This window comes from Pseudomonas sp. UBA3149, assembly GCF_002364655.1.
In the GTDB taxonomy this organism is placed as follows: Bacteria; Pseudomonadota; Gammaproteobacteria; order Pseudomonadales; family Pseudomonadaceae; genus Chryseomonas; species Chryseomonas luteola.
Window position 1 is genome coordinate 41,451 of the sequence record NZ_DEYV01000027.1, and the last position, 23,988, is coordinate 65,438.

22 protein-coding genes and 1 pseudogene are annotated in these 23,988 nt (G+C 52.2%); 9 read left to right on the plus strand and 14 right to left on the minus strand.

What is annotated here, in order from left to right:
- The first annotated feature begins 333 nt into the window (after window positions 1-333).
- From B3729_RS16815 to B3729_RS16830, 4 genes are all read left to right on the plus strand, one after another.
- Entirely contained in the window at window positions 334-762 is a 429-nt protein-coding gene (locus B3729_RS16815; protein ID WP_286788461.1) for a DUF2231 domain-containing protein, read from the plus strand.
- Complete coding sequence (locus tag B3729_RS16820; RefSeq protein WP_286788462.1) at window positions 759-2,054, plus strand: PQQ-dependent sugar dehydrogenase; 1,296 nt, start codon at window positions 759-761, stop codon at window positions 2,052-2,054. The genes B3729_RS16815 and B3729_RS16820 overlap by 4 nt, the downstream gene beginning before the upstream one ends.
- Before the next feature lie 294 nt (window positions 2,055-2,348).
- Window positions 2,349-3,644 (plus strand): MFS transporter, encoded by a 1,296-nt coding sequence (locus B3729_RS16825; protein WP_286788463.1) that lies wholly within the window; start codon window positions 2,349-2,351, stop codon window positions 3,642-3,644.
- A 34-nt stretch (window positions 3,645-3,678) separates the two neighbouring features.
- Window positions 3,679-4,455, plus strand: coding sequence for a substrate-binding domain-containing protein (locus B3729_RS16830; protein ID WP_286788464.1), 777 nt, complete (start codon window positions 3,679-3,681; stop codon window positions 4,453-4,455).
- A gap of 11 nt (window positions 4,456-4,466) precedes the next feature.
- On the opposite strand, the gene B3729_RS16835 is transcribed toward B3729_RS16830, so the two are convergent.
- The gene (locus tag B3729_RS16835; RefSeq protein WP_286788561.1) at window positions 4,467-5,366 is read right to left on the minus strand and encodes a LysR family transcriptional regulator; all 900 of its coding nucleotides are present in this window, start codon (window positions 5,364-5,366) and stop codon (window positions 4,467-4,469) included.
- Between the two features lie 949 nt (window positions 5,367-6,315).
- Between B3729_RS16835 and B3729_RS16840 the strand changes: the two genes are divergently transcribed.
- The gene (locus tag B3729_RS16840) at window positions 6,316-7,467 is read left to right on the plus strand and encodes a hypothetical protein (protein ID WP_286788465.1); all 1,152 of its coding nucleotides are present in this window, start codon (window positions 6,316-6,318) and stop codon (window positions 7,465-7,467) included.
- Window positions 7,468-8,243: 776 nt separating this feature from the next.
- Here the strand turns inward: B3729_RS16840 and B3729_RS16845 are convergent.
- Window positions 8,244-9,371, minus strand: a complete 1,128-nt coding sequence (locus B3729_RS16845; RefSeq protein ID WP_286788466.1) for a hypothetical protein — start codon at window positions 9,369-9,371, stop codon at window positions 8,244-8,246.
- Window positions 9,372-10,245: 874 nt separating this feature from the next.
- Between B3729_RS16845 and B3729_RS16850 the strand changes: the two genes are divergently transcribed.
- Entirely contained in the window at window positions 10,246-11,784 is a 1,539-nt protein-coding gene (locus B3729_RS16850) for a sulfatase-like hydrolase/transferase (protein WP_286788467.1), read from the plus strand.
- A 2-nt stretch (window positions 11,785-11,786) separates the two neighbouring features.
- Entirely contained in the window at window positions 11,787-12,527 is a 741-nt protein-coding gene (locus B3729_RS16855; protein WP_312124784.1) for an SUMF1/EgtB/PvdO family nonheme iron enzyme, read from the plus strand.
- On the opposite strand, the gene B3729_RS16860 is transcribed toward B3729_RS16855, so the two are convergent.
- The 8 genes and pseudogenes from B3729_RS16860 to B3729_RS16895 all read right to left on the minus strand — a co-directional run bounded on the left by B3729_RS16860 (window position 12,451) and on the right by B3729_RS16895 (window position 19,611).
- Window positions 12,451-13,230, minus strand: coding sequence for an ABC transporter permease (locus B3729_RS16860; RefSeq protein ID WP_312124786.1), 780 nt, complete (start codon window positions 13,228-13,230; stop codon window positions 12,451-12,453). The genes B3729_RS16855 and B3729_RS16860 overlap by 77 nt on opposite strands.
- A gap of 6 nt (window positions 13,231-13,236) precedes the next feature.
- The gene (locus tag B3729_RS16865; RefSeq protein ID WP_286788468.1) at window positions 13,237-14,868 is read right to left on the minus strand and encodes an ABC transporter substrate-binding protein; all 1,632 of its coding nucleotides are present in this window, start codon (window positions 14,866-14,868) and stop codon (window positions 13,237-13,239) included.
- Between the two features lie 184 nt (window positions 14,869-15,052).
- On the minus strand, window positions 15,053-16,351 hold the full coding sequence (locus B3729_RS16870) for a Zn-dependent hydrolase (protein ID WP_286788469.1): 1,299 nt from the start codon (window positions 16,349-16,351) through the stop codon (window positions 15,053-15,055).
- A 76-nt stretch (window positions 16,352-16,427) separates the two neighbouring features.
- On the minus strand, window positions 16,428-17,201 hold the full coding sequence (locus tag B3729_RS16875) for a FadR/GntR family transcriptional regulator (protein ID WP_286788470.1): 774 nt from the start codon (window positions 17,199-17,201) through the stop codon (window positions 16,428-16,430).
- A gap of 238 nt (window positions 17,202-17,439) precedes the next feature.
- A pseudogene (locus tag B3729_RS16880) lies at window positions 17,440-17,967 on the minus strand (transposase); the annotation flags it as partial.
- A gap of 66 nt (window positions 17,968-18,033) precedes the next feature.
- Window positions 18,034-18,720, minus strand: a complete 687-nt coding sequence (locus tag B3729_RS16885; RefSeq protein ID WP_286788471.1) for a dihydrofolate reductase family protein — start codon at window positions 18,718-18,720, stop codon at window positions 18,034-18,036.
- 265 nt (window positions 18,721-18,985) lie between these two features.
- Window positions 18,986-19,372, minus strand: coding sequence for a type II toxin-antitoxin system VapC family toxin (locus B3729_RS16890; protein ID WP_286788472.1), 387 nt, complete (start codon window positions 19,370-19,372; stop codon window positions 18,986-18,988).
- Window positions 19,369-19,611: a type II toxin-antitoxin system Phd/YefM family antitoxin gene (locus tag B3729_RS16895; protein ID WP_073450484.1), complete on the minus strand. Its 243-nt coding sequence runs from the start codon at window positions 19,609-19,611 to the stop codon at window positions 19,369-19,371. Before B3729_RS16895 ends, B3729_RS16890 begins: the two co-directional genes overlap by 4 nt.
- 374 nt (window positions 19,612-19,985) lie before the next feature.
- On the opposite strand from B3729_RS16895, the gene B3729_RS16900 reads away from it, so the two are divergent.
- Entirely contained in the window at window positions 19,986-20,213 is a 228-nt protein-coding gene (locus B3729_RS16900) for a hypothetical protein (RefSeq protein ID WP_286788473.1), read from the plus strand.
- Window positions 20,188-20,493 carry a hypothetical protein gene (locus tag B3729_RS16905; RefSeq protein WP_286788474.1) on the plus strand — a complete coding sequence of 102 codons (306 nt, stop codon included), beginning with the start codon at window positions 20,188-20,190 and terminating at the stop codon, window positions 20,491-20,493. The genes B3729_RS16900 and B3729_RS16905 overlap by 26 nt, the downstream gene beginning before the upstream one ends.
- A 490-nt stretch (window positions 20,494-20,983) precedes the next feature.
- On the opposite strand, the gene B3729_RS16910 is transcribed toward B3729_RS16905, so the two are convergent.
- From B3729_RS16910 to puuE, 4 genes are read right to left on the minus strand one after another with little or no spacing between them, the layout of a single operon-like run.
- Complete coding sequence (locus B3729_RS16910; protein WP_286788475.1) at window positions 20,984-21,490, minus strand: ureidoglycolate lyase; 507 nt, start codon at window positions 21,488-21,490, stop codon at window positions 20,984-20,986.
- A gap of 2 nt (window positions 21,491-21,492) precedes the next feature.
- Window positions 21,493-22,494, minus strand: coding sequence for an allantoicase (gene alc / locus B3729_RS16915; protein ID WP_286788476.1), 1,002 nt, complete (start codon window positions 22,492-22,494; stop codon window positions 21,493-21,495).
- Window positions 22,495-22,501: 7 nt separating this feature from the next.
- Window positions 22,502-23,017, minus strand: a complete 516-nt coding sequence (gene uraD / locus B3729_RS16920) for a 2-oxo-4-hydroxy-4-carboxy-5-ureidoimidazoline decarboxylase (protein ID WP_286788477.1) — start codon at window positions 23,015-23,017, stop codon at window positions 22,502-22,504.
- On the minus strand, window positions 23,014-23,934 hold the full coding sequence (gene puuE, locus B3729_RS16925) for an allantoinase PuuE (protein ID WP_286788478.1): 921 nt from the start codon (window positions 23,932-23,934) through the stop codon (window positions 23,014-23,016). Before puuE ends, uraD begins: the two co-directional genes overlap by 4 nt.
- Window positions 23,935-23,988 lie beyond the last annotated feature (54 nt).

Below are 23,988 nucleotides of genomic sequence, written 5' to 3' on the forward strand. Positions count from 1 at the left end.
GCCTTCAGGACAGAAAGGTCCGGCAATAGTCATACGTTTTCCGACCATTGATTACAGGATGTGTGTTTCGAAACTTGCGATGAAGCAGGCCGTGCAGAACATCCTTCTTGTCGTATAGGTCGCCTCCTTCTGCTGGAGCATGTCGAAGGGTCGGATCGGCAGAAGCCCCGGCGTAGAGCGCCTTCAGAGGTTTCAATATGTTTCATTCAATGGGCTGCCGTGAACTAACACATAAGCGCTGCGTTCCCTTGCTATGGCATCGCCGGCAGGCATCTGACCACCGGTACACCTGCATACGGCTTTTGCAAGACATAACAGAGAAAAGGAGCTCCCGTGACCACTGCACTTCATCCGACCTATAGAGTTACACCCGGTCCGCTGCATGCAATACTGCTTGCCGGAACCGTGCCGCTGTTTCTTGGCGCACTGCTCAGCGACATTGCCTATTCCAAGACATACCAGATCCAGTGGAACAACTTTTCGTCCTGGCTGATTGCCGGAGGTGAACTTTTCTGCGGGCTGGCGCTATTGTTCGCGTTGGTCAATCTGATCCGTGCCGACCGTAAGGCCGGGCGGCCGTTGATGTATTTCCTGCTCCTGCTGATTACCTGGATACTAGGGCTGGTTAATGCCTTCGAGCATGCAAAGGATGCCTGGGCGTCGATGCCTATGGGGCTGACCCTCTCGGTAGTCGTAACGCTGCTTAGCGTTGTTGCAGCCTGGATCGGCCTGACCAACCTGCGCTCAGGAGGTGCAAGATGAGAAATTCGAATGCACTGACGATACTGAGCATGGCGGTAATGCTAAGCGCGTGTGGCGGTGGCGAGGGGGAAGCCACCCAATCACACGGCGGTGATCCAAAGCTACCTGATCCCGAGCGCGGCCTGCTGCCGAGTATGAAGATTGCTGACCCAGCACCCTGGGGTGATGAAAAGCCAAAAGTGCCTGAGGGTTACGACGTCAGAGCGATCGCAACGGATCTTAAAATCCCACGGCAAACCCTTGTACTACCCAACGGGGACATCCTGGTGGCGGAAGGCCGGGGCGGTAACGCAGCGAAACTCAAGCCAAAAGATGTTATTGCCGGGGTCATCAAGGCGGAAGGCAATACCAAGGTAAAGGGGGGCAATCGCCTTACATTACTGCGCGATGCAAACGGTGACGGTACCTACGAGGTTCAAGAGGTTTTTGCCGAGAACCTGAACGCACCGTACGGTCTGGCTTTATTTGAGGGCAAGTTGTACGTGGCCAATCAGGATGCGCTGGTGCGCTTCGACTATGTGGATGGTCAAACCAAGGCCAGCGGTCCACCGACCAAGATTACCGATCTGCCTGCGGAAATTAACCATCACTGGACTAAATCGCTGACGGTCAGTCCCGATGGTCGTTTTCTCTACGTGGGCATCGGCTCCAACAGCAATATTACCGAGCGCGGCATGGAAGCCGAGGTAGATCGCGCAATGGTCTGGCAAGTCAACGCTGAAACGGGCGCTCACAAACCCTATGCGACCGGTCTGCGTAACCCGACAGCATTGACCATTCAGCCGGAGACGGGGCAATTATGGGCCGTGGTGAACGAACGGGATGAGCTGGGCCCTGATCTGGTTCCGGATTACCTGACCTCGGTTCGTGAGGGCCAATTCTATGGCTGGCCCTACAGTTATTGGGGCAAGAACGTCGATCCTCGAGTGAAGCCAGAGAATCCGCAAAAAGTTGCTTCTGCCATCGCGCCAGATTACGCGCTGGGCTCCCATGTCGCCGCGCTGGGTGTGGATTTCTCAATACCGGAAATGGGTGACAAGTTTGCCAATGGCGTATTTGTTGGCGAGCACGGCAGCTGGAACCGAAAGAATCCGGTCGGTTACAAGGTGGTCTTCGTACCGTTCAGCAACGGACGCCCGTCCGGTGATCCTGTTGATTTTGCAACAGGGTTCCGTGGAGATGACGGGAAAACCCGTGGCCGTCCGGTGGGCGTAACGGTCGATCCGCGCGGTGCGCTCATCATCGCTGATGATCTGTCTAACACCGTATGGCGGGTGACGCGGACGCAGTAGTTGGTTCTGCGCAGGACGGTCCTATAGGGCCGTCCGTACCCACCAAGGAAATATCAGGGGCAGTCAGCGGATACGTCTCGTTATCTATCCTTTATCTACCACTCTGATCCTCTGGCGCATCGCTTAGCAGGTAATGCACTGTTAAAGATGTGTGCTCCAGTGCAATGCCATTAATGCGATGTATGCATTAGTCGATCACTAATATGCACTTATCAAATCAATATTTTTTCTCCACTCTTCTTGTTACAAAAAGACATATGCCTTCTGCATATGAGACAAGACGTGGAGTGTTCTATGGTTCCTGCTCATGGCCACCGTGCCGCTTCTGGCTCAAAGATTGGTGCAATATTCCGCGTGACGTCGGGCAACTTTCTTGAGCAGTTTGATTTCTTCCTGTTTGGCTTCTACGCCACTTATATCGCCAAGGCCTTCTTTCCAGCTAGCAGCGAATTTGCCTCTCTGATGATGACCTTTGCAGTTTTTGGCGCTGGCTTTCTAATGCGCCCTCTGGGGGCTGTAATTTTGGGTGCATACATCGATCAGGTAGGGCGTCGCAAGGGCTTGATCGTAACCCTTTCGATTATGGCTGCCGGGACCTTCTTGATCGTCCTGGTGCCGGGTTATGACAGCATAGGGTTCTGGGCCCCACTGCTCGTGCTAGCTGGCCGTCTACTCCAGGGCTTTTCCGCAGGTGCCGAACTCGGTGGTGTATCGGTCTATCTGGCCGAGATTGCGACTCCAGGTAAAAAGGGGTTCTATACAAGTTGGCAGTCAGGCAGTCAGCAGGTTGCCATCGTAGTGGCTGCGGCTTTGGGTTTTGGACTCAACCACTGGCTTTCCGAGTCTGCAATTGCCGATTGGGGCTGGCGCATCCCGTTTCTGCTGGGCTGTTTGATCGTTCCGTTTATCTTCGTGTTACGACGCAAGCTTGAGGAAACTCAGGAGTTCAACACCCGCCGTCATCATCCTGCAATGCGCGAGGTTTTAAGGACTCTGCTGGATAACTGGACGGTAGTAGTAGCTGGCATGCTGATGGTCGCCATGACCACCACGGCTTTCTATCTGATTACCGTTTATGCGCCTACGTTTGGCAAGACGGTACTCAAGCTAAGTGCCTCGGACAGCTTGCTGGTAACGCTGCTCGTCGCCGTCTCAAATTTTATCTGGCTGCCTATTGGCGGGGCGCTATCCGATAGGTTCGGGCGCAAGCCATTACTCATTGCGATGACTGCACTTGCTATCGTGACCACGTATCCAGCCCTATCATATCTGGCGGATGCGCCCAGCTTTGGGCTTATGTTAGGCGTTCTGCTGTGGCTGTCGTTTCTTTATGGCTTATATAACGGCGCCATGATTCCTGCGTTAACCGAAATTATGCCGGTTGAGGTCAGGGTGGCAGGCTTTTCGCTGGCATATAGCTTGGCTACCGCTGTGTTTGGAGGATTTACCCCAGCCATTTCAACTGCTCTGATCCAAGCGACGGGCGATAGGGCCGCGCCTGGTTACTGGATGAGTTTTGCAGCTATCTGCGCACTGTTGGCGACGTGCTACCTTTATCGCCGCAGCTCCCTGCAGCTGCAGACCGCCTGAAATACCCCTGTATCGTCTATAAGCGAGAATAATCATGACGGGATTTATCAAGAGAAGTGTGTTCGCAGTAGCTCTGCTGGGATATAGCCTAGTGGGAACGGCTCAGGCAGCAGATCTAAAGGTAATGATATCCGGTGGGTTTACTGCCGCCTATCAACAGTTGGCACCAGAATTTGCCGCCCAGCGCGGGGATACTTTACAAACGAGCCGCGGTCCTTCGATGGGCAAGTCTCCCGAGGCTATTCCAAATCGCCTGGCAAGAGGTGAACAGGCCGATGTAGTCATCATGGTCGGATATGCTCTTGATGAGCTGATCAAACAGGGCAAGATTCAGGAGGGCTCTCGAGTTGAGCTGGCCGATTCCCGTATAGGTGCAGTGGTTCGAAAGGGCTCCCCCAAGCTTGAGATCGATACCGTGGAAAAGCTGAAAGCCTCACTGCTGAAGGCCGACTCTATCGCGTATTCTGATAGCGCCAGTGGTGTATACATTCAAAATCAGCTGTTCAAGAAACTCGGTATTGAAACCCAGGTAAAACCGAAGGCAAAGATGATTGAAAAGGATCCGGTAGGTTCCATGGTTGCCAGGGGAGATTACCAATTGGGGTTTCAACAGGTGAGTGAGCTATTGCCTGTGCCTGGCGTAACCTTTATAGGGAAAATCCCTGAATCGGTTCAGTCGGTTACCCGTTTTGCAGGTGCTATTCCCAAAGGCGCAGCGCATCCAGAGGAGGCTAAAGCATTGCTGCAATACCTCTCATCCAAGGAGGTTCAGCAGCAGGTCCGCTCGACGGGGTTGGATTCAGTACCTTAGGCCGGCCTGTTTTACGGCTGCGCTTTCATATCGATAAGCAGCTTTTCCAAAGCGGCTGCGGCTGGGGAAAGGGCGCGGCCGCGCCGTTTGATAATACCTACGTGACGTTCCACAACCGGATCAATAAGCGGCACACTGGTGAGAACCGGATGATGGCCAGCCGGCAGGGCCATGGCAGGGACCGCTGCGATGCCAAGTCCTGCTTCAACCATACCCAGCATGGTCGTCACATGACGGGTCTCACAAATACTAAGACGCTCCGGTGCAATATGAGCAAGTGCCTGGTCCAGCAGAAAACGATTACCTGATGTCTTGTCGACCACAATGTAGTCGTAGCGGTAGAACTCATCCCAACGTACCGTTTTTTTACCTGCCAGCGCATGATCACACCGACAGGCCGCGACATAAGACTCCTGTACCAGCCATTCAAACTCTACGTCCTGATCAAGATTGCCGGAAAAGCTTAGGCCCAGATCAGCCTCACCGCTGATAACAGCCGCAGATACCTTGTTGGCGCTGGTATCAATCAGCTTTATGCGTACCTTGGGATAGATAGCATGGTAGCGGGCGATAACACTTGGCATGAAGTAATACGCCGCAGAAGGAACGCAGGCCACGGTTACCCGCCCCGTACGGTTGGAAGCCACTTCGCTTATTCCCAGCAGCGCATCATCCAGGTCATTGAGGAGGCGTTCGGCCCGCGGTGCAAATGCCCGACCTACCATGGTAAGGCTTACTCGTCGTGTGGTTCGCTCGAACAGCTTTACCCCGAGCGCCCCCTCCAGTTTATCGATGCGACGGCTCAAAGCCGGTTGAGAGATGTAGATCGCATCGGCAGCAGCACGAAAACTCTTATGCTCAACCAGAGCACAAAATGCCTGAAGATCATTTAGGTCGAAGTTGACGGCCATCGTACTCACATAACTTGTGCTGAGTAATAGACATATATTATCGGATATAGATATGGCAAACCGCTTTTATGGGCATAATTTGATGCAGCTCTTAATCGCGCCGTTATGTGCTAACCCTCTCGCCCTTAGGTTAGTTGAGGCGTTCCTCCCAAATGATCCGTAACTGTGAGTGAGAATGCTGGAATACATCAGTTCTGAATGTTCACGCTTGAGTACATTTGTCGCGTAGTGGCTATACCACGTAGAGCATTCGAAGCATGCGGATCGGCTATAAGAGTAGGATCAAATCGCCTAAATTTGTAGGTCTATAGCAAGGAGTAGCTTTTGTTGAGGTGATTGAAAAAACTACTTGGTGTAAGTTTGATCATATGCTGGACTAAAGGATTAACAAGATCCGGCTAGATTTCCAACATTTAAGATTCCTCGGTACCGCTATAGAAACAAATAGCTTAAATATTCATAGGAAGGAGGAATAGTTCCATCTTTGTAGCGTCTAGCGTGTTGGATGATAACTTGAAGATTAAGCGTTTGGCTTTAATTAGTAACGCATAACGGACTAAATGATTCGACTTGCCAGCGCTTTTATCTTTCCTTGCAATATCTGGGAAGGACATTATGACATTGGCGGGTCATAACGTTATTGCTTTTGAGATACCGATTAAATCCGCATTTTCATAACTTGTGTTGCAGACTTATAAGAATCTTGTTGCAGTTATTAAAAGGTTGGTCGTGGCTGATCTGGTTATAAAAAAACTAAGGGTTTCATGACGTAATAAACGTACCTATCCATTTGTCGGATTTGATGGCAATCAGTTTTTCTGAATCTACGCTGTTGTTACCAGTGCAACTGGTAACTATCAAGATCAGAAGAAGGATGCGGTCTCTCTGGTTAACTGGCCTACTGCCATCTTTAAGGCCATATATTAGGTATAACGACAAGGAAATCGATATGCGTCTTCACCACCTTTTCACTGCCACAGCCCTAACCCTTGCAACTGCTACTGCAATGGCTGAAATGAATGAGTCTGAGATTAACCAGGCTGGGGATGGCAATACTGCTGAGCTTACCCAAACCGGAAGCTCTAATGAGGCAATACAGAATCAAATGGGCATCAATAGCAGGCAGATCGTCGAGCAGAATGGGAACACAAACTCGGCTACTGTTTTTCAGGCAGAAAGTACCAACGACGCTGAATCAAGGGTGTACCAGACGGGTGACAATAACCTTGCGACCATTTACCAGGAAGGCGGTAGCTATGCTGATGTAACGCAAAATGGTAATGCAAACGTTTATAACTATGACGGTACAGGTGGCTTAATAGGCGTAGCGTCCAGCGAGCAGATTGGTAATAACAACGTACATAACATTGTCCAGACCGGGCTGTACTATGCTCCCGTTTTTGCCTACACAACTGGCAACGCGAATAACATCACGGTAGAGCAGGACACGGGAGGTGTGGGTAGTGGATTCTCCGTCACTCAGAATGGTGATAATAATGCCATTACTGCCACCCAGCGCTACATGAATAATTCTATTACTGGCGAGCAAGTTGGTAATGCGAATACTGTGGTCATTGATCAGGACGGTAGTAGTCCTCAACTGGATGTTGGGGGTAACGGTGCTAGATTTATTCAACAAGGCGATGCTAACAGTATATCCATTAAGCAAAGTTTGAACACAGGTGCTCTGCTTACTCAGAATGGGAATAACAATAGTATTACGGCCAATCAGTCAGGCACAGCAGGCTTGTTTGCTAATTCTGAAGTTAGCCTTAGGGCAGACCAAACGGGCAACAACAACATCCTAAATGTTGATCAATCATCTTCACAAGGCTCTAACGAAATCACCTCTAATCAGGAAGGCAATGGCAATACCATGGATTTGGTACAAGACGGAGTGATCGATAGCTCACTGGAAGTCGCTCAGTTAGGTGACGATAACTACATGAGTATTACTCAGCGCCAGACTGTCAACGATGTCTTTAAGCTCACCCAGGAAGGCTCAGGTTTGTCTGTAACACTTGAGCGTACCGGCCAGGGTAATCAGGCTACGGTATCTCAAACAGGCATGATGAATACAGCGGCCATTATTCAGCAGTAAGCCAACAAAGTAGGCGATGAGAACCTTGAGCTCTCATGGCCTCTCTCTGAGCTTCAAGCCTGTCATAAGAGGCATGTCGCGTTTCCAGATACTTGATCAACACAGCTATCTGTGTGATCTGGTCATAAGGTTTGCTTATGCCCAGGAATATGGAAAAAAGTTTGTTTTGATTTGCCTCGTCTTGGAAGATATGTGCGGATGAACCAATACACGAGTAGTATTGCTTCGGATAACCCAGCCGAAGTGCTTATAGATTCCATTCGCTATAAGGCCCCTGAAATGTTCGTTGCCTAACTGTAAGTAGTCTCTTTATAACGCTTTCTTAAATTGAACTCTAGGGTCTGTCTGAACAGTCCATCCACATGCATCGCTCGATACAAGCCAGAATAACCACAGCCTCGAAGCTACTGGCCAGTTTGTCAAAGCAGGTGTTTTTCTTCAACTAGCTGAATAGCAGCTCGTTTACGTGTATGTCAAACCGTTGAGGCACGCCTAGACACATGATGCGCTGAATGATTACCGATCGCATACTATAGCGGTTGTGTTAATGACGTAAATTTTCACTATCGTAGTCCTTGTCAAGGATTCCTGTCAGGAAGCTTTGCAGAGTAAGGCAAAAGGTATATTTGATCCTGACATCTTGATAGCTGAATCAACCTTATTAAATAAATCATTTCGATGGTTGATTTATTCTCTACAGTCGATCTTTCGTAGGATACTACGCCGCCTTTGTTCATCTTTGATTTCTGCTAGAAAGCATACAAGATGCCACTCTATTAGCTTGTTTTTAAGACAGAACTTAATTTCTTGAGCTCATTTAAAAGGTTGCCTACGGCACTATGCTGCTCTTCGCAGCTTTGTAAGGAGCTTAATTGTTCCTCTAAGTCGGAGATAAATTTTGGGGCGTCTTTTAGCTCGAATCTATTAAAGTGAGCGATGCATTCCCTCGCTAGCCCCAGCTTGGTTTGAACATCTTCTAAAGCACGCATAGTATTCAAAACGCTTTCAGCCTGCTGGTTTGGTAATTTTAAATCAGGCCGCTTATCGACGAGTGAAAAATCATGCAGCCAGTCACCAGCCTGAACAAGATGAAACGTCTCGACTATTTTTTTGCCAATAGCCTCTCTATCGTTGCCAGTGAGCGGCATGACACTAAACTTATTCGATGCAATAGTTATCAAGTTTGTTAGCGCTTTAGATTTTTCGCGCTTTGCTGCTAAATCACCAAAGGTAGTAAGTTCATCTGGCCTTGCTGCCATCTCATAAAGAGTGTTCGTTATGCGCTCTAAACCTGCAGTATGTTTCTCCTGCGGTAATCGAGCGATTCCATAAACGAAAAGGGCTTCACTAAGCGTCATCGCGATGCTTGGATTTTCGACATTTATATCTGGCAGTGCGTTATATAAATGATCCAACTGCTCAAGTTTGGATTCAGACTCTGATTGAAAATTAATTAGATATTTAACAAATTCCATTGCTATAGACGATTTGTCTAAATTATTTGCGTTGGGTAGATGTTGAAGTAACGTATCCATCGCCCTGATATTTGGAGCTTTTTGTAAGGTCGTCCAAGCCTCTACAACGTTGTCAGGAACCTTGATGTCATTGTGCTCAATCATGGCTTGACATAAGGCATCGTTAGATTGTGACAATGCCAAGCGATCAGGGAAAGCCAAGTGCTTTGCCACCTCGCTGACAATATCCTTATTGGCCTTTTTCCAAGCACCTGAAAATCGTGCTACTTGCAGCGAAGAGGCACGCGGACTTGATGGTGGAGCATCTGGCCGAGGCGGTTTTACTGGCAATTTCTGAGGAGGCAGCGGAGCAGTTTCACTCTTCCGAACATCCTCTTCAGGTGTTGGAGAGTGAATGGTAACAACAGAAGGAGTACCAATCGGATACATGATGGACAGGCCTGTTGGATATAGAGAAAGTTCCTGCGTGGTTTTCTACTAACAAAAGTTCCTGCCTATGGCCTGGACTGAATCAGCTGTGATTAGATGCTCTACTGGGGTGCCGATCGACGAGGCAGCTTTGTGTTTGAGCCTCTAATCCATAGGGCTTAAATCTTCAATTGCTAATCTAGGCGTTAGTTACTGCAAGCGTGACTATAGCTGTGCAGCACTTTTCTACTAGGTCGAATGGTTGAAAGACTTCTGGTAATACAGCCCGGAATTGGCACGGTTAAAAACGTCGAGTGGCGGCATGACGCAGCAGTCGCAGCGTCGTGAAATGCTGTGTTAAGCGCTATTGCTCTAGAAGCCAAAGTCGGACCAAAGCTTGCCATCTAATACTGCCAGCCTTGCCCCGAATACAAACGTGGAGTCTCGCCTTACTCAAACCTTTGAAGGCTAGCAAAAGGATAGCAACCTGTCTCGTAGGCTACGATTATCTAGCTAGAACCATCGGCAGACGGAACTTTTGACTGGCAACTTTTAAATCGATAAGGCCTACCCCCATCGCACCACATTGCGTTTGGTTGAAAAGCTACGGCTGAGCCTGTAAGGAGCGGTCAGAGTATTGCGTCGAGACGCAGACCGATTTGACAAACAAAGTTAACTATCATAATTATTTAGATGCTGGCCGATATCGAGGTCAAGCTCAAAAAATGGGCATACAACAACAAGGAAAACCCATGAAACTTCTACCAGGTGTATTTGCCACCTGTCTTTGTCTCTTATCGAGCACAACGTCGTTCGCTGAAAACGCCCAAACACCTCATCAGCCTAATATACTCTGCTGGTTGCTGATGACCTGGGCTATGCAGACCTTGGCGCAATGGGCAGTGAAATCAGCACACCTAACCTCGATCAGTTGATTGCTGGTGGAAAGCTCTTGCTGGACTTTCATAGCGCGCCGAGCTGTTCTCCTACCCGTGCCATGTTGCTTACTGGCAACGACCAGCACCTGTCAGGTGCCGAGACACGTAATCGGCTGTTTGCTCACCAAGCCATCCGTCCTGGCTATGAGGGCGTATTACAAGGTGAGGCTGTTACGCTGGCTGAACTACTGCGAGACGCCGGCTATGAGACTTCCATTGCAGGGAAGTGGCATCTGGGCAAGCTGCCGGAACAACAGCCTCAGAATAGAGGGTTTGCTGAGTCCTATGTGGTGTTGGAGGGAGGGGCTGCTCATTTCAAGCAAAAGGAAATGTCTATCCTGGCCAACTACTCGGCAACCTTTGTCCATAATGGGGAACCGCTTGCTCTGCCCGAAAACTACTTCTCGACCACCTATTTTACCGATCGGCTGATCGAGACGACCCGGGCGGCGCATGAGCAAAACAAGCCTTTCTTTGCATTTGCAGCCTTCACGGCGCCTCACTGGCCGCTCCAGGCGCCGGATAGCTATCTTGCCAAGTACCGTGGGTTCTATGACAGGGGATATCAGGTGATTGCCGATCAACGCCTGGTTCGCCAAAAAGAGCTGGGCCTGCTTCCAGCCGATTTCCAGACGCGGGCGGTACTGGAAGGCGTGCCTGAGTGGAATTCCTTAAGCGCGGAAGAAAAAATGCGCTCAGCACGCTCAATGGAGGCCTATGCGGCAATGGTTGAGTCTCTGGATCAGGAGATTGGCCGCCTCGTCACTCATCTTAAAAACCTGGGCGAGTATGACAATACACTTATCCTGTTCATGTCCGATAACGGCCCGGAGTCGGTGAACCGAGAGGATTCAATCAAAGAGTGGGTAGCCGAACACTTTGATAATCGTCTGGATAATTTGGGGCGAGCCAACTCGTTTGTGACCTACGGTCCGGCCTGGGCGCAAGTTAGTGCTCAGCCGGGACGGCGCTATAAGCAGACCATTTTTGAAGGTGGAATACGGGTACCTGCGTTTGTACATTTTCCGGCCAGGGTCCTCAAGGGCCAGACAACGGAGTTTGCCAGTGTCCGTGACGTCATGCCGACCTTTCTTCAGGTAGCCGGTATAGAACATCCCGGTATTCGCTATAAGGGTAGGGCGGTCATCCCGTCACAGGGCAGCACGATATTGCCGTTTCTTAGTGGAGAGGAGCCGCGGATTCATGCCGCCGCGCAGCCGATGGGGTGGGAGCAGGACGGTGCAGCAGCGCTTCGTCGAGGCAACCTGAAGCTGGTCTATGCGCCCAAGATAACAGGCGCAACCTGGCGTCTATATGACTTGGCCACCGATCCCGCCGAGCAACAGGACTTGGCTGGGCAACATCCTGAGCAGGTTAAGGACCTCCTGATGGACTGGCGGCAGTATGCAGGCAGTAACAACATCTCTATAGACGAGGCAGGAGTGCCGCGCTTTCCTGCACTGCAGCGCCCGGCCGACAGCGCACCAGACCTGTGAGCGTGCGGCGTAATCACCTGATCGCTATCGGCGCTCTTTTGCTCGCGATTATGACCGGAGGGCTTTTGCGCTACCTGGCCGTGGCGGATTCATCGCCAGTGCCAGGCTATTTGTGTGAAACCTACGACGGGCTGCCCCTGACGCGGCAGGGCAGAGAGCAGCATGGAATGATCCAGCTAAGCGCAGGCCGGTTTACGATGGGGTCCGAGCGCTTCTATCCCGAAGAGCGGCCAGCGGTCCCCGTTGGCATCAAAGGTTTCTGGATAGACCGTCACCCTGTCACCAATGCGCAGTACGCAGCATTTGTAAGGGCAACCGGCTATCAGACGCAGGCGGAGCGCGGGCTCAGTGGCGAAGCGGCCAGAGGACTTCCTCCGGCGGTGCGTCTGCCCGGCTCGCTGGTATTTGTCCGTTCAAAAGAGCATCCGGGATGGCAGTTTATTGCTGGAGCAAACTGGCGGCACCCGGAGGGCCCTCGCTCAGGCATCGAAACTCGACTCAATCATCCGGTGGTTCATGTCAGCTTTGATGATGCTCTGGCCTATGCCACCTGGCTGGGGCGAGAATTGCCAAGCGAGGCGCAGTTGGAGTACGCCGCCCGCGGCGGCCTAGTGGAAGCGGACTACGCTTGGGGTGACAAACCACTGGATCATGAACATCCACAAGCTAACACTTGGCAGGGCGACTTTCCCCTTGCGGATCGAGGAATTGATGGATACCGGGGGTGGGCGCGGCGTTCTTGACCACGTGCCGAAAGATGCCAGATTCGCTCATGCCTTTGGCGCGAAGGCCAACAATAAACTCCTGGGCCAACGTTTCGGCCACAAGGGCCCGAACGGTTCGGGCAATGATGCCGGTTGGTATCACCGAGAGGGTTATAGCCGGCAAGATCATGAACTGGATATGTGCCCAGTCCCATGCCCAGCTGCTAGAGCCCAACGGGCCACCCCCCGTAGCCGGTAGCAGATACAGCTGTGTGGAAAAGACAATCACCAGCAGCATGCCGAGCCAGTAGTGCGGTACGCTGACCCCGACGACCGAGAAAACCGAGGCGAGCTTGTCGAGCCATGTATCCTGGAAGTAGCCCGCAACAAAACCAAACAGGCATCCAAAGAAGAAGCCAATCAGTGTGGCCAGAAAAGCCAGCCGCAGCGAATGTATTGCGGCTGTCATCACCTCGGAGAACACTGGCCGGCTGGTTGCTATCGAGGTGCCCAGATCACCTTGCACGGCATGCCATAGCCATTTCGTAAATTGCACCGGGAGCGGCTGATCAAAGCCGTATGCGGCAATCATCTGTGCACGAAGCTCCTGGGAGGCATCCGGTGGCAGAACCGAGACCAATGGATCACCTGGAGCGATTTGGACCAGCATGAAGCAGACCAGTGCGACGCCCAGCATGATGGGAATGGCCAGCAACAGCCGGCGGAGGATATAGGCACCCATACGGCGTTACTCCATGGACATGGTGGCAAAATCGATGAACCAGCTTTGAGGCTGAACTACACCCTTGATCCTGGACGACATCGCTCGCGGACCCACATCGTGCGCCACCCAGAGGAAGGGCGCTGCATCTACCAGGGCTGCGTGTAACTGCGCTGCGGCGGCGTCCATATCCTTGGGGTCGAAGGCGTTACGCGCCTTGGTAATCAGCGCGTCCATTTCTGGGTCGCTGAAGTAGCCCCAGTTATTAGATACCGGAGGAAACGCTTTGGAGCTGGTAAAGCGCACCATGCCGAAGTAGGGATCCATTACCGCAGCGCTCACATTAATAGCGTTCGCCCCGTTAGCCGCAGGATCCTTTGCACCGAGACGCCAGTTGGTAAAGAGCGTATTCCATTCGGTCACGTCCAGCTCGACATCGAAGTAGCACTGCTTGAGGCTCTGCTGGATATACTCGTTCATCGGCAGCGGCTGCATCTGCCCCGAACCAGACGCCGAGGTTTGCACCTTGACCTTGACCGGTTTGGCCTCACTGTAGCCGGCCCTAGTCATCAGCGCCCGAGCCTGATCAGGGTCATAACTGATCTTGAAGTCAGGATTTCCTCGCCACGGTGAGCCTTGTTCATAGGTGCCGGTTGCCTCTTCCATGTAGCCACCCAGATACTCCTTGAGTTCGGCACGGTTAAGGCAGAGATTTGCCGCATGACGTACATCCTTGTTCAACCAGGGCGAGCCCTCGACAAAGGAGAACTGCCATGGCCAGAGGTGAGGCTGTGCGTTGGCGTAAAGCTTGAAACCACGACTCTTGATCTGGTCAATGGCATCGGGTGCAGGGGCTTCTATCCAGTCCACCTGCCCAGAGAGCAGGGCGGCGGTCCGTGCATTGGCCTCTGGCAGTGGAAGGAGCACTACGTGGTCGATCTTTGGGACGCGGCTGGGGTTCCAGTAGTCAGGATTTCTGGCAAGCGTAAGCTGCTGACGCGGGACAAGCCTTTCTATCTTGAACGGACCGCTGCCAACGGCGTGGGACGCGAAATTCGACCAGGCTTGCTTGCTACGCTCAGCTGCGTCTGTCACAGAGGCCGGTATGGCATCAAAATCCTTTTGCCAGGCTGTTGGGGAGACAATAAATAAATTAGTCAGGTTGTAGGGCAAAAACGCATCTGGCTCGGATGTAGTCAGCACTACCGTATGATCATCTATCTTCTCGGCCGATCTTAGGGTAGGCATGCGTGACACCGTATTGCCTACCTGCGCCGGGGCGTACTGTCTAGCATTTTTGTCCAATACCTTCTGGACGTTCCAGACGATGGCATCAGCGTTTACTGATGTACCGTCATGAAACTTCACGCCCTCACGCAACGTAAAAGTCCACTTGGTATGATCCTCTGGGCTGACCGCCCACTTGGTGGCGAGGCCCGGCATCAGCGCAGCTGGCTTTTCGCTCTGCGAAAGATCCCATTCGATCAGCGCATCATAGATAGGAATTCCTGTGAAACGGTTGCCCTCGTAGCCCTGATCGGGCTGACCGAACGTAAGGGGAATATCGCCCGCCGTCATGCCAATGCGAAGGGTAGTGTCCGCAGCCACTGCGCCACTGAAGAGAGCGATTGTCGCGGTGAGGGCAAATGAGGTTTTCAAGCGGCCCTTAAAACCTGATAAGGCTAAACACATAAGATCGAACCCTTGCTGCTAAGGTTGGGGCAGGTCATCCCGCATAGCGGGTAGGTAGGCCATGGATAAAGGCCTGTCACATTGCCGGGTTAGCCCGGCTTATAGGATGCAGTGCACGATAGGGAAAGACGTTCGACTTTCCAGATTCGCGCTACTGGTATGGGAAGACGGAGGCCTCAAACACAGGTTGGCTGCAACCAGCCATTTCCAGCATTGCGCTCAGCAGCACGTTGCAACCAGCAGCCAGGTGTTCTGGCTGGGCATTCTCAATCTCGTTATGACTAATTCCATTTTCACACGGTACAAAGATCATGGCAGCCGGACCCAGCTCCGCTACGAATATGGCATCGTGGCCCGCGCCACTGACGATATCCTGATAGCTGTATCCATAGTGCTGCGCGCCTCTGCGAACCGCGTTTACACAGCCGGGCTCAAAGTGCAAGGGAGGGAAGTCCGCTGTTGGCGTCAGGGTGTAGCTCAGCCCATGGCGCTGACAAGCATTCTCTATCGCCTCGGTCGTGTCGGCCACCATGGCATCAAGGTGAGTGCTGTCTAGATGGCGGAAATCAATCGTCATCTGAACCTGCCCTGGAATCACGTTACGCGACGCGGGGTACACCTGCAGGCATCCTACGGTACCGCATGCATGGGGGAGATGCAGGTGTGCTGTACGGTTTACCGCTTCCACGACAGCCGCTGCTCCAACAAGAGCATCTCTACGCAGGTGCATGGGCGTAGGACCTGCGTGGGACTCGACACCCGTGAGGGTGAGGTCAAACCACTTCTGTCCCAGGCACCCTGTTACCACGCCAATGGTTTTACCCTGGTCTTCCAGGATCGGACCCTGTTCGATATGTGCTTCAAAATAGGCACCCACCGGATGACCCACAGCGGAACGCGGGCCAGCATAGCCAATGGCTTCCAGTGCTTGCTTGACGCTGATGCCACTGGCGTCACACCTGGAATAGGTCTCTTCTACGGAAAACTTCCCAGCAAACACCCCTGACCCCATCATGCAAGGGGGAAACCGTGATCCTTCCTCGTTGGTCCAGACGACGACTTCAAGTGGTGCCTCGGTTTCAATACCATGGTCGTTAAGCGTACGAATGACCTCCAGGCCCGCCATGACACCAAAACAGCCATCAAACTTGCCTCCTGTGGGTTGGGTATCGATATGGCTACCCGTCATGACAGGAGCAAGAGCTGGATTGCGGCCTGGCCGCCGCGCGAAGAGATTACCTATGGCATCGCGCGTGACCACGCACCCGGCTCCTTCGCACCATTGAATGAACAGATCGCGGGCCTGGCGATCAAGGTCAGTCAATGCCAATCGGCAGACTCCACCTTTAGGCGTGGCGCCTATCTGAGCAAGTTCCATGAGCGACTGCCACAGCCGTTCGCCATCGATTTGGGGAATTAAGGGTTTGTGCGCACGTGATGCAAGAGACATGAGCGTCCTTTCTAGTTGAGTATTCATGTTCCGGCAGTCGAAAAAGGATCAACACATCGTTGCGCTCTGTGGCGCTTTAGACAATCTGACTTACCCTTGCAAAGTCCAGAAGAACGTGGCGTGCCATCTCGCCTTCGAGTGCTGTCATATGTTGCTCGGCATCGCACATATGCTCATGCATCAACTGGCGAACAGCCGCTTCGTCCTTGACGCGCCAGGCCTGGAGGAGCGCCTGGTGATAATTTACGTTTGATTCCCCAAATGCATCACGACTCGGTAGATAGGCTTTTTTTAAGACCACCAGATCACGAAGCATGTCGTTCATAAAGCGTGACATAAAGCCGAGTAGGGGGTTGGCACACCGTTCAGCCAGAAGGTTATGGAACTCAATCTCTGCAATTCGTTGAGCACGCTGTTGAGCCTCGCTCGTAAGCGGCAGGCTACAAAACTCAATGTTTCGCTCCAGCTCTTGGAAGTCCTCTTCGTTTAGCCGACCTATAACCGCCACGGCAATCTCGACTTCTATGATCCTGCGTAACTGGTAAACCTGCGCGCCATTGACGTGATTGAAGTGCAGGTAATTACGAAGCGCCCGACTGGCCGGCTCCATATCCACTTCACAGAGGTAGGCGCCACCGCTAGGGCCAGTTCGCATGATGACCAGTCCTTCTACTTCTAAGGCCTTTAAAGCCTCTCTGACCGTTCCCTTGGAACATCCAAAGCGCTCCATCAACTCTTTTTCCTGAGGTAAACGATCACCAGGCTTGAGCTGCTCCATAACAATAGAGCGCTTCACTTCCTCGACAATAAGATCAGATAACTTTTGTCTTCTCCGAACTGGCGGCTTCATGATTTATCACATTTATACGTATAAATAGAACTTAGGATGTGCTTTGGCAGGTGTCAATCCATCCGCAAGCTAGTGTCGTACCTACACCCTTAATGTCGTTTACAGAACGTGTTTGGCTTCTGTATGCCTGCAAGCACTCACCCCAAGGTCTCAATCCTTAACGCAACCTGGTGTGTCTCTACGATATCCATGAAGTGCCGCCGGCCTTGAGTCTATTTTTTCCCTGAATACAGACCTTTCGCCCGATTTGCTCACCGTCTTCCTGCATCATCGACATGATGCTACGGCTACCGGTGGCGCTTCGACTTTGCATAAACAGTTCGTTGAGCCGACTACGCAACCGAAGCCGCTCACCGTCCGTAGCTCGGCGCCTGAGGCGGTGGGAGTAGTAACACGAGCGAGTAATATCAAAGACTGTGAAAAGTCAATCGACCTGCTCTTGGGCACTCAGCTGATCAATCAGCGCGTGCGCTCGTGCTCTTCCAATATGAAGAGCGCGGTAGTTTTTTTAAAATAGATCTCTCCCGTTCAAGGCGAGCGATTCGAGCTTCCAGTTCCTGGATTTTCTGCCGCTCAGGCGTCATTGCCTTGCTCTGTGGAGTAACGCCGTTGCGCTCCTGCTGGAGTCGACTAACCCAGCGACGCAACGCCGACTCGACCACCCCAAGCGAGCGGCTGGCTTCGATATGGCTATAGCCTTGATTGAGCACGAGGCCTGCGGCCTCACGTTTGAATTCGGCGGAAAAGAACGACGTTGCTTGGTCATCAGCCACCTCTCTATGGCGAGCATACTCGCCTAAATCGGTGTCCGGAATCAGTAGACCACTACATATCAGGCCTTCCGATAGCGCAGCCAGACAGCTCCGCCTTCTTGCACCTCAGCAGAAGTAAGCTGCAGATGTGCAGGTTGTTTCCAGGCCGACGACGCCACCTCGAATGACGCGGGATGTTCACCACGGCCGTCCACCAGCGGCAAAACCAACACACTGACCTCGTCCACCAAGCCGGCATTGATAAATGAGCCGCTGACATGCGGGCCGCCCTCGACGATCAGCCGCTTGCAGTTCAGCTCTTCCGCCAGGATAGTAATGACCTGTTGCAAGTCGATCTCGGTCTTGCCCGCAAAGATGTACGACACGCCGATCGACTGCAGATACGCCAGATAGTCGTCTGCAACCGCCTCGGTCAACACCTCAACCACGTGTGAACCCAACGCCTGACTGCTCTTCCATCCTACTTTACCCTGCGGGTCGATTGATACCGCGTACGTTTCTGCACTCCGCTCGACGATATGATGTGTGCGTGGAATTGATGATTTTGCAAGTCCTGTCGGATATCCCTCATCGTGAGCGATTTCCTGCATTGTCACGCGTCCACAGATCCACGCATCAAATTCGAACGTCTGCGCAAGCTTTTCATACAAATCTCCAGCGGCTTTCTTGAATGCACGATCCCAACCATCAGTCAGCGCATGGCCGTCTAGGGAGGACATCATATGGCAGACGATATAGGGTTTCATGGGAACTCCGATGTGTCAGGAAAAGATTTGAAGTGGACTGCGATCTAAAGGAAGGAGTTCAGTGCTTGATGAGGATGGTGGATGATGGTTTTTTCGGTAGGAATAAGGAATTTTCGTTACTGTAGAGAGAAGTAAAGGGAGTAGTTAACTGTTAGGCACTTTTATCCAGTCCATGTACTCAAGACGCAATGGTTACTAAACTACGGAGGTCGTTTTGTAGTGGTTACTGATGCGAATCTTTTACAAAAGGCTTCGATTGAAAGGGTTAACCCAAGTAGCGAATCGGTGCCTGATACTTAGTCAATATGTGGTCGCAGGTTAGTAGAAACATGCCTTCCTCAATAGCTTGGCCAATCAGCAATCTGTCGAATGGGTCGTTGTGGTGCGATGGCAGCGCGGCAGCAGTAATACTGTGACTGGAGCTAATCGGTAGCTCTCGGTAACCCGCACCAATTAGCGCTGTTCGTGTCACTGCTGGATCGTAAGGAAAGTCTGGCTTTTTTAATGCACGCTTGATACCAATCTCCCAAATGCTAGCGGCACTAAAGTACAGCATGCCAGGCCCTGTCAGGAGGGGTAGAGCCTGCTTTGGCAATTTAGTGCTGTCAAAGCAGGCCCACAGTAAAAGGTGCGTGTCGACGATAAGGGTCATACGTTGAACATTGCCTCAATATCGTCTTTGAATTGCGCATCAATATCGGCTGGCACAGACGGATACATACCATCCAGCATTCCAATGCGCTTTTGAGGCGTTTCAGTGTAAGGGATCACCTTAACCATTGGCCGACCAGCTTTGGCAATAATCTGTTCTACACCTGTACTAACTACCTCGTCGATAATCTTGGACAGGTTGGTTTTAGCATCGTGAATGTTTACAGTTTCTGGAGTCATGACAGACCTCGATATACAGGGTTAGCTAACCTAGCTTAGCTAACCTAGCTAAGTATGTAAACGCAAGCATATTCATGCTCTGAGACTGTGAAGAAAAAAAGGGCAGGGCGGTGGCCTAACCGCTGTATCACCAACGGATTGGGTTAGCTGAACCTTTGACCGAATCGACTCGCTGATTCACAGAACTGCTTAATTGCAGTTGATATCAGGCCCCCCAATAGGCATCAAGACTTAGCTTAAGATAGGCGACTAAACACTCCCAGCAATGGCAGCACTCTCTTACCAGGCACGCCTTATCGGCCCCATGACTTTCGCAGAAGTTGGTTGGAGGTATTGGATCCTATCTGGAGCACGACTCCTGTACGACTAGTCGCTTGCGAAACCGTATTGAGCTGCCCCTCGATGCGGCCAAGGCCAGAAAGTTGAGGGAAGGAGAGAACCCGGCGCGCTGGCACGGACGTCTGGACAAGCTCCTACCCAGGCAGGGCAGCAGGGTCAAGCCGTTTGGCTCGTTGTCTGCCGAGGATACCGCATGGCTCATGCATCGGCACGATAGCCAGGAGGGTGCTGCCGCCCGTGCAGCTGGAAAAACTGGGGTATAAACGCCGAGTCATCTCCACCCTAATGCTGGATTTCTTTATCAGCAAGCTGCCACCTGGCGAGCGAAGAAAGGATCTCCTGGTAGAAACCACGTTTGGTAAGCTAGTTTCACTGATTGAAAATGACCTCTATCTAAAAAGCGAAGTGTCAGCTGCGCAGCGGCGAAAAGCCGTAGAGCACGTCCTGCTCTACCTGCACCAGCAGGAGGTCATTACGCTCAATCATGGGATGACGGTCATGCGACGCGCCATGACCATCGAAATGGGCATCTCAAAAAAATAGCTATACCAAAGACGACTACTGAACGAGCCCCATGAAAGACAGGACACCGTTCCCCCCTTAGGATGAGGGATAGGCAAACGGGTATGTTTATGACTAACAGCAACGACAAGGGTGGTGAGCTGCTCACTAAACAACGGCTGGTGGGTTGACTGGAATGACAGACCGTACAGCGTTCGTGAATAATGCCTTCTACCTGAGCGAAATCATCTGTAGCAGTAAGTGGCATCTGTTGCGATTGTACTGTGGCGTAAAGGCTGCCTGGATTTTTGACGGGTGGGGGCGTGTGAGTGGATTGTATCAATGGAGACATCTGCTCATTGTCAAACCACAGGAAGAGGCTCAGCACTACTAGGGTTAGCCCTGAGCCAAACAGCATCCATCTAAGTTTTTGCATGTCGCGATCACTGGCTAAGGCTATCAGTATAACCAAGCGGTATGTCGACCTGGTGACGGCCAGTCGAAGGCTATCGACTGACTGGCTGCCGATGCATTAATGGCTTGCCTCTAACCAGAGTTCTACCGTATCGGCAAAATAGTATTCATCACAGTTATTGGCTATGCCGCTTCGGTCAACGATCAGAAAGTCGTCGATATCCGAGAGTGCCAAGACAGGGTGATGCCAGACGCCTCGGTGATAATTAATGCCTTGTTCTCCGTTGGCAATGAAGGCTCTGATGGCGTGGGGACTAGGCGTATCACCGGCGGGCGCGACCACGACCAGAAAAGGCTTGCCTTTGAGCGGGACAAACGCCTGGCTTCCCAAGGGATGGCGCTCCAGCATGCGAATGCGTAGCGGGAGCTCCGTTGCCTGGGCGCGAAAGATGCTGATAATGGCCTTTCCGTCATACGGGCCTGTATCAACATCGGCCAGACGGTGGAAGCGTTGGGTCGAGCCATTATTGATAAGGTAGTGGTCACGCCCGGCGGTCTCGATGACATCGCCGAACGGAGCAAACGCTTCTTGGGTAAGAGGATAAGGCCTGAGTGTCTGACGCATGGTCATTTCCTGGTTATACGGCCAAACAGACGTAGACGGCTGACGCCGCCGTCCGGAAAGATATTCAGGCGTACATGGGTGATGGCCCCCAGTGGTTTAATCTCTTCAACAAACTCATGCTCCTGATGCATGTGCAGCTTTTGTGAGGGCAACAGCTCGCGCCAATAAAGGCTTTGCGTTTCGATCTGGCTGTCGGTGCCGCCTTGAACATAGGCGGCCTGGATAGAGCAGCTGTCTGGGTAGTTGCCTTTGAAATGCAGCGTATCGACCACGATGCGCTCGACTTCTCCAGGATGGCCTAGTGCGACGATAACCCAGTCATTGCCTGGCGTGCGGCGGCGAGCGGTTTCCCAGCCATCCGACATATTTTCTGCCCGACCTGGGTTGAGTATATTACTTATGCGGCCGTAGTGCTCGTCATTGCAGGCTAGGGCGCGACCTCCGTTCAGCGCTGCAGCAAGATCGAGCACTTCTGTGGTGTCCTGCCTGGACCATTCACGATAAGGAATGCCATAAACGCGCAGGCGAGCCACACCACCGTCTGGGTAGATATTCAGGCGCAGGTGCGTCCAGGGGCGCTCATCATCGAAGGCATGGTAGTGGTGACTGTTGCCTTGCAGCTCTATGGCAGGCAGCACTTCGATCCATTGAGTGTCCGTGTCTGGATCGCCATGGGGCGAAAAGCAGGCCTCTACAGAAGCAGAGGGCGGGTAATTGCCAGTGAAATAACGGGTATCGATATCGATACCTTTAATGAAGCCGGGCACACCCAGGCGGATGACCGCATGATCGTATCCTTCGAAGCGCTTACGCCGTGATTCCCAGCCATCCATCCATTTGCCATTGTCGTCATAAACGCCTTCTTTCCACTCGGGCTCATGGGGCTGCAGCATGCGATTGGCCTCAGCGAACCAGTCATCCGTGACGTGGATGACGCGGGTTCCCAGGCGCGCATCGGCCAGATTCAAGTACTTTTCGAACGAGGCGTTATACGTTCTTTTCATAAGTGGCTCATAGTTGCTGGAGTCGGAAGAGAGCGATCTTGTTTATCTCGGAGAGCGCGCAGGCAAATTCCTGTTCAGGCGTATGATGTATACGTTCCTCGAATGCCTGAAGAATCAGATGACGATTGCTGCCCTTGACGGCCATGATGAATGGAAAGCCAAATTTGGCTTTGTAGGTTTCGTTGAGTACCGTAAACCGGACCAGCTCTTCTGGTGTGCATTGGTCCAGACCTGCGCCAGCTTGTTCGGCGCTGCTGGCACGGGTTAATTCACCCCTTAACGCCGCCTTGCCGGCGAGATCAGGATGACCATTGATCAATGCCTGTTGCTCTTCACGATTGGCCTCCAGAAGGGCAGCGCTCATCTGCGCATGAAGGTTTTCGATCTGGTCGAGGTGGTTGTCGATGCCTTGATCGTATACCCGCTCCGCTACCCAGGGTGAGTGCTCATAGATGTTGCCAAACACCGACATAAATTTAGCGCGATCTAGGGTACTTGGCGTCAGGGTTTTGAAATGACTCATGCAGCAGGATCCATCGGATGGTGTTCATGCCAGTGTCGTGCAATGTCGACACGGCGTGCAAACCAGACGCCCGAATGACCTTGCGCATATTCTAAAAAGCGCTTGAGGCCGGCCAGGCGTGCTGGACGTCCTATGACGCGGCAATGTAGGCCGACGGATAGCATTTTGGGCGAGGTGGCGCCTTCTTCATAAAGTACATCGAAGGCATCTTTAAGGTATTGAAAAAACTGTTCCGACGTATGAAAACCCTGCGCCTGGGTAAAACGCATGTCGTTGGTGTCGAGCGTGTAGGGTATGACCAGATGCGGCTTGCCTGCCGGAGAGCGTTCCCAATAGGGTAGGTCATCGTCGTAGGTGTCCGAATCATAAAGGAATCCGCCTTCCTCCATGACCAGCCGACGGGTATTGGGGCTGGTGCGCCCGGTATACCAGCCTAACGGACGCTGGCCTGTAAGCTCAGTCAACAGGCTGATGGCTTTCTGCATCTGCTCACGTTCATCCGCTTCGTCTACGTATTGGTAGTCTATCCAGCGATAGCCGTGACTGCAGATTTCGTGTCCAGCTTCAACCATCGTGCGGATGACCTCAGGGTGACGTTGAGCGGCCATGGCTACGGCAAAAATGGTAAGTGGAACATTGTGGCGCTTGAACAGTTCTAGGATGCGCCATACCCCCGCGCGGCTACCGTATTCATAGAGCGACTCCATGCTCATGTTGCGCACTCCTGCAAGGGGCTGCGCCGAAACCATCTCGGATAGAAACGCCTCTGATTCCCTGTCCCCGTGAAGAATGCATCGTTCTCCACCTTCTTCATAATTGAGTACAAAGGACAGGGCGATGCGGGAGTTGTCCGGCCAATGAGCATGGGGTGGGGTCTGGCCATAGCCAATAAGGTTACGCGGGTAGACGCTATTCACAAACAGGTTCCTTAGCAGAGCTGCCCCAGCGAGAGGAGCTGGGTCGTCGAACGT

Coding starts and splice junctions, on each gene's coding strand:
- B3729_RS16895 (WP_073450484.1), bottom strand. CDS start 19,611: ATGACTCCAGAAACTGTAAACATTCACGATGCTAAAACCAACCTGTCC.
- B3729_RS16850 (WP_286788467.1), top strand. CDS start 10,246: ATGGGCAGTGAAATCAGCACACCTAACCTCGATCAGTTGATTGCTGGT.
- B3729_RS16860 (WP_312124786.1), bottom strand. CDS start 13,230: ATGGGTGCCTATATCCTCCGCCGGCTGTTGCTGGCCATTCCCATCATG.
- B3729_RS16840 (WP_286788465.1), top strand. CDS start 6,316: ATGCGTCTTCACCACCTTTTCACTGCCACAGCCCTAACCCTTGCAACT.
- B3729_RS16875 (WP_286788470.1), bottom strand. CDS start 17,201: ATGAAGCCGCCAGTTCGGAGAAGACAAAAGTTATCTGATCTTATTGTC.
- B3729_RS16820 (WP_286788462.1), top strand. CDS start 759: ATGAGAAATTCGAATGCACTGACGATACTGAGCATGGCGGTAATGCTA.
- B3729_RS16830 (WP_286788464.1), top strand. CDS start 3,679: ATGACGGGATTTATCAAGAGAAGTGTGTTCGCAGTAGCTCTGCTGGGA.
- alc (WP_286788476.1), bottom strand. CDS start 22,494: ATGAAAAGAACGTATAACGCCTCGTTCGAAAAGTACTTGAATCTGGCC.
- B3729_RS16835 (WP_286788561.1), bottom strand. CDS start 5,366: ATGGCCGTCAACTTCGACCTAAATGATCTTCAGGCATTTTGTGCTCTG.
- B3729_RS16845 (WP_286788466.1), bottom strand. CDS start 9,371: ATGTATCCGATTGGTACTCCTTCTGTTGTTACCATTCACTCTCCAACA.
- B3729_RS16885 (WP_286788471.1), bottom strand. CDS start 18,720: ATGAAACCCTATATCGTCTGCCATATGATGTCCTCCCTAGACGGCCAT.
- B3729_RS16890 (WP_286788472.1), bottom strand. CDS start 19,372: ATGACCCTTATCGTCGACACGCACCTTTTACTGTGGGCCTGCTTTGAC.
- B3729_RS16870 (WP_286788469.1), bottom strand. CDS start 16,351: ATGTCTCTTGCATCACGTGCGCACAAACCCTTAATTCCCCAAATCGAT.
- uraD (WP_286788477.1), bottom strand. CDS start 23,017: ATGAGTCATTTCAAAACCCTGACGCCAAGTACCCTAGATCGCGCTAAA.
- B3729_RS16910 (WP_286788475.1), bottom strand. CDS start 21,490: ATGCGTCAGACACTCAGGCCTTATCCTCTTACCCAAGAAGCGTTTGCT.
- B3729_RS16825 (WP_286788463.1), top strand. CDS start 2,349: ATGGTTCCTGCTCATGGCCACCGTGCCGCTTCTGGCTCAAAGATTGGT.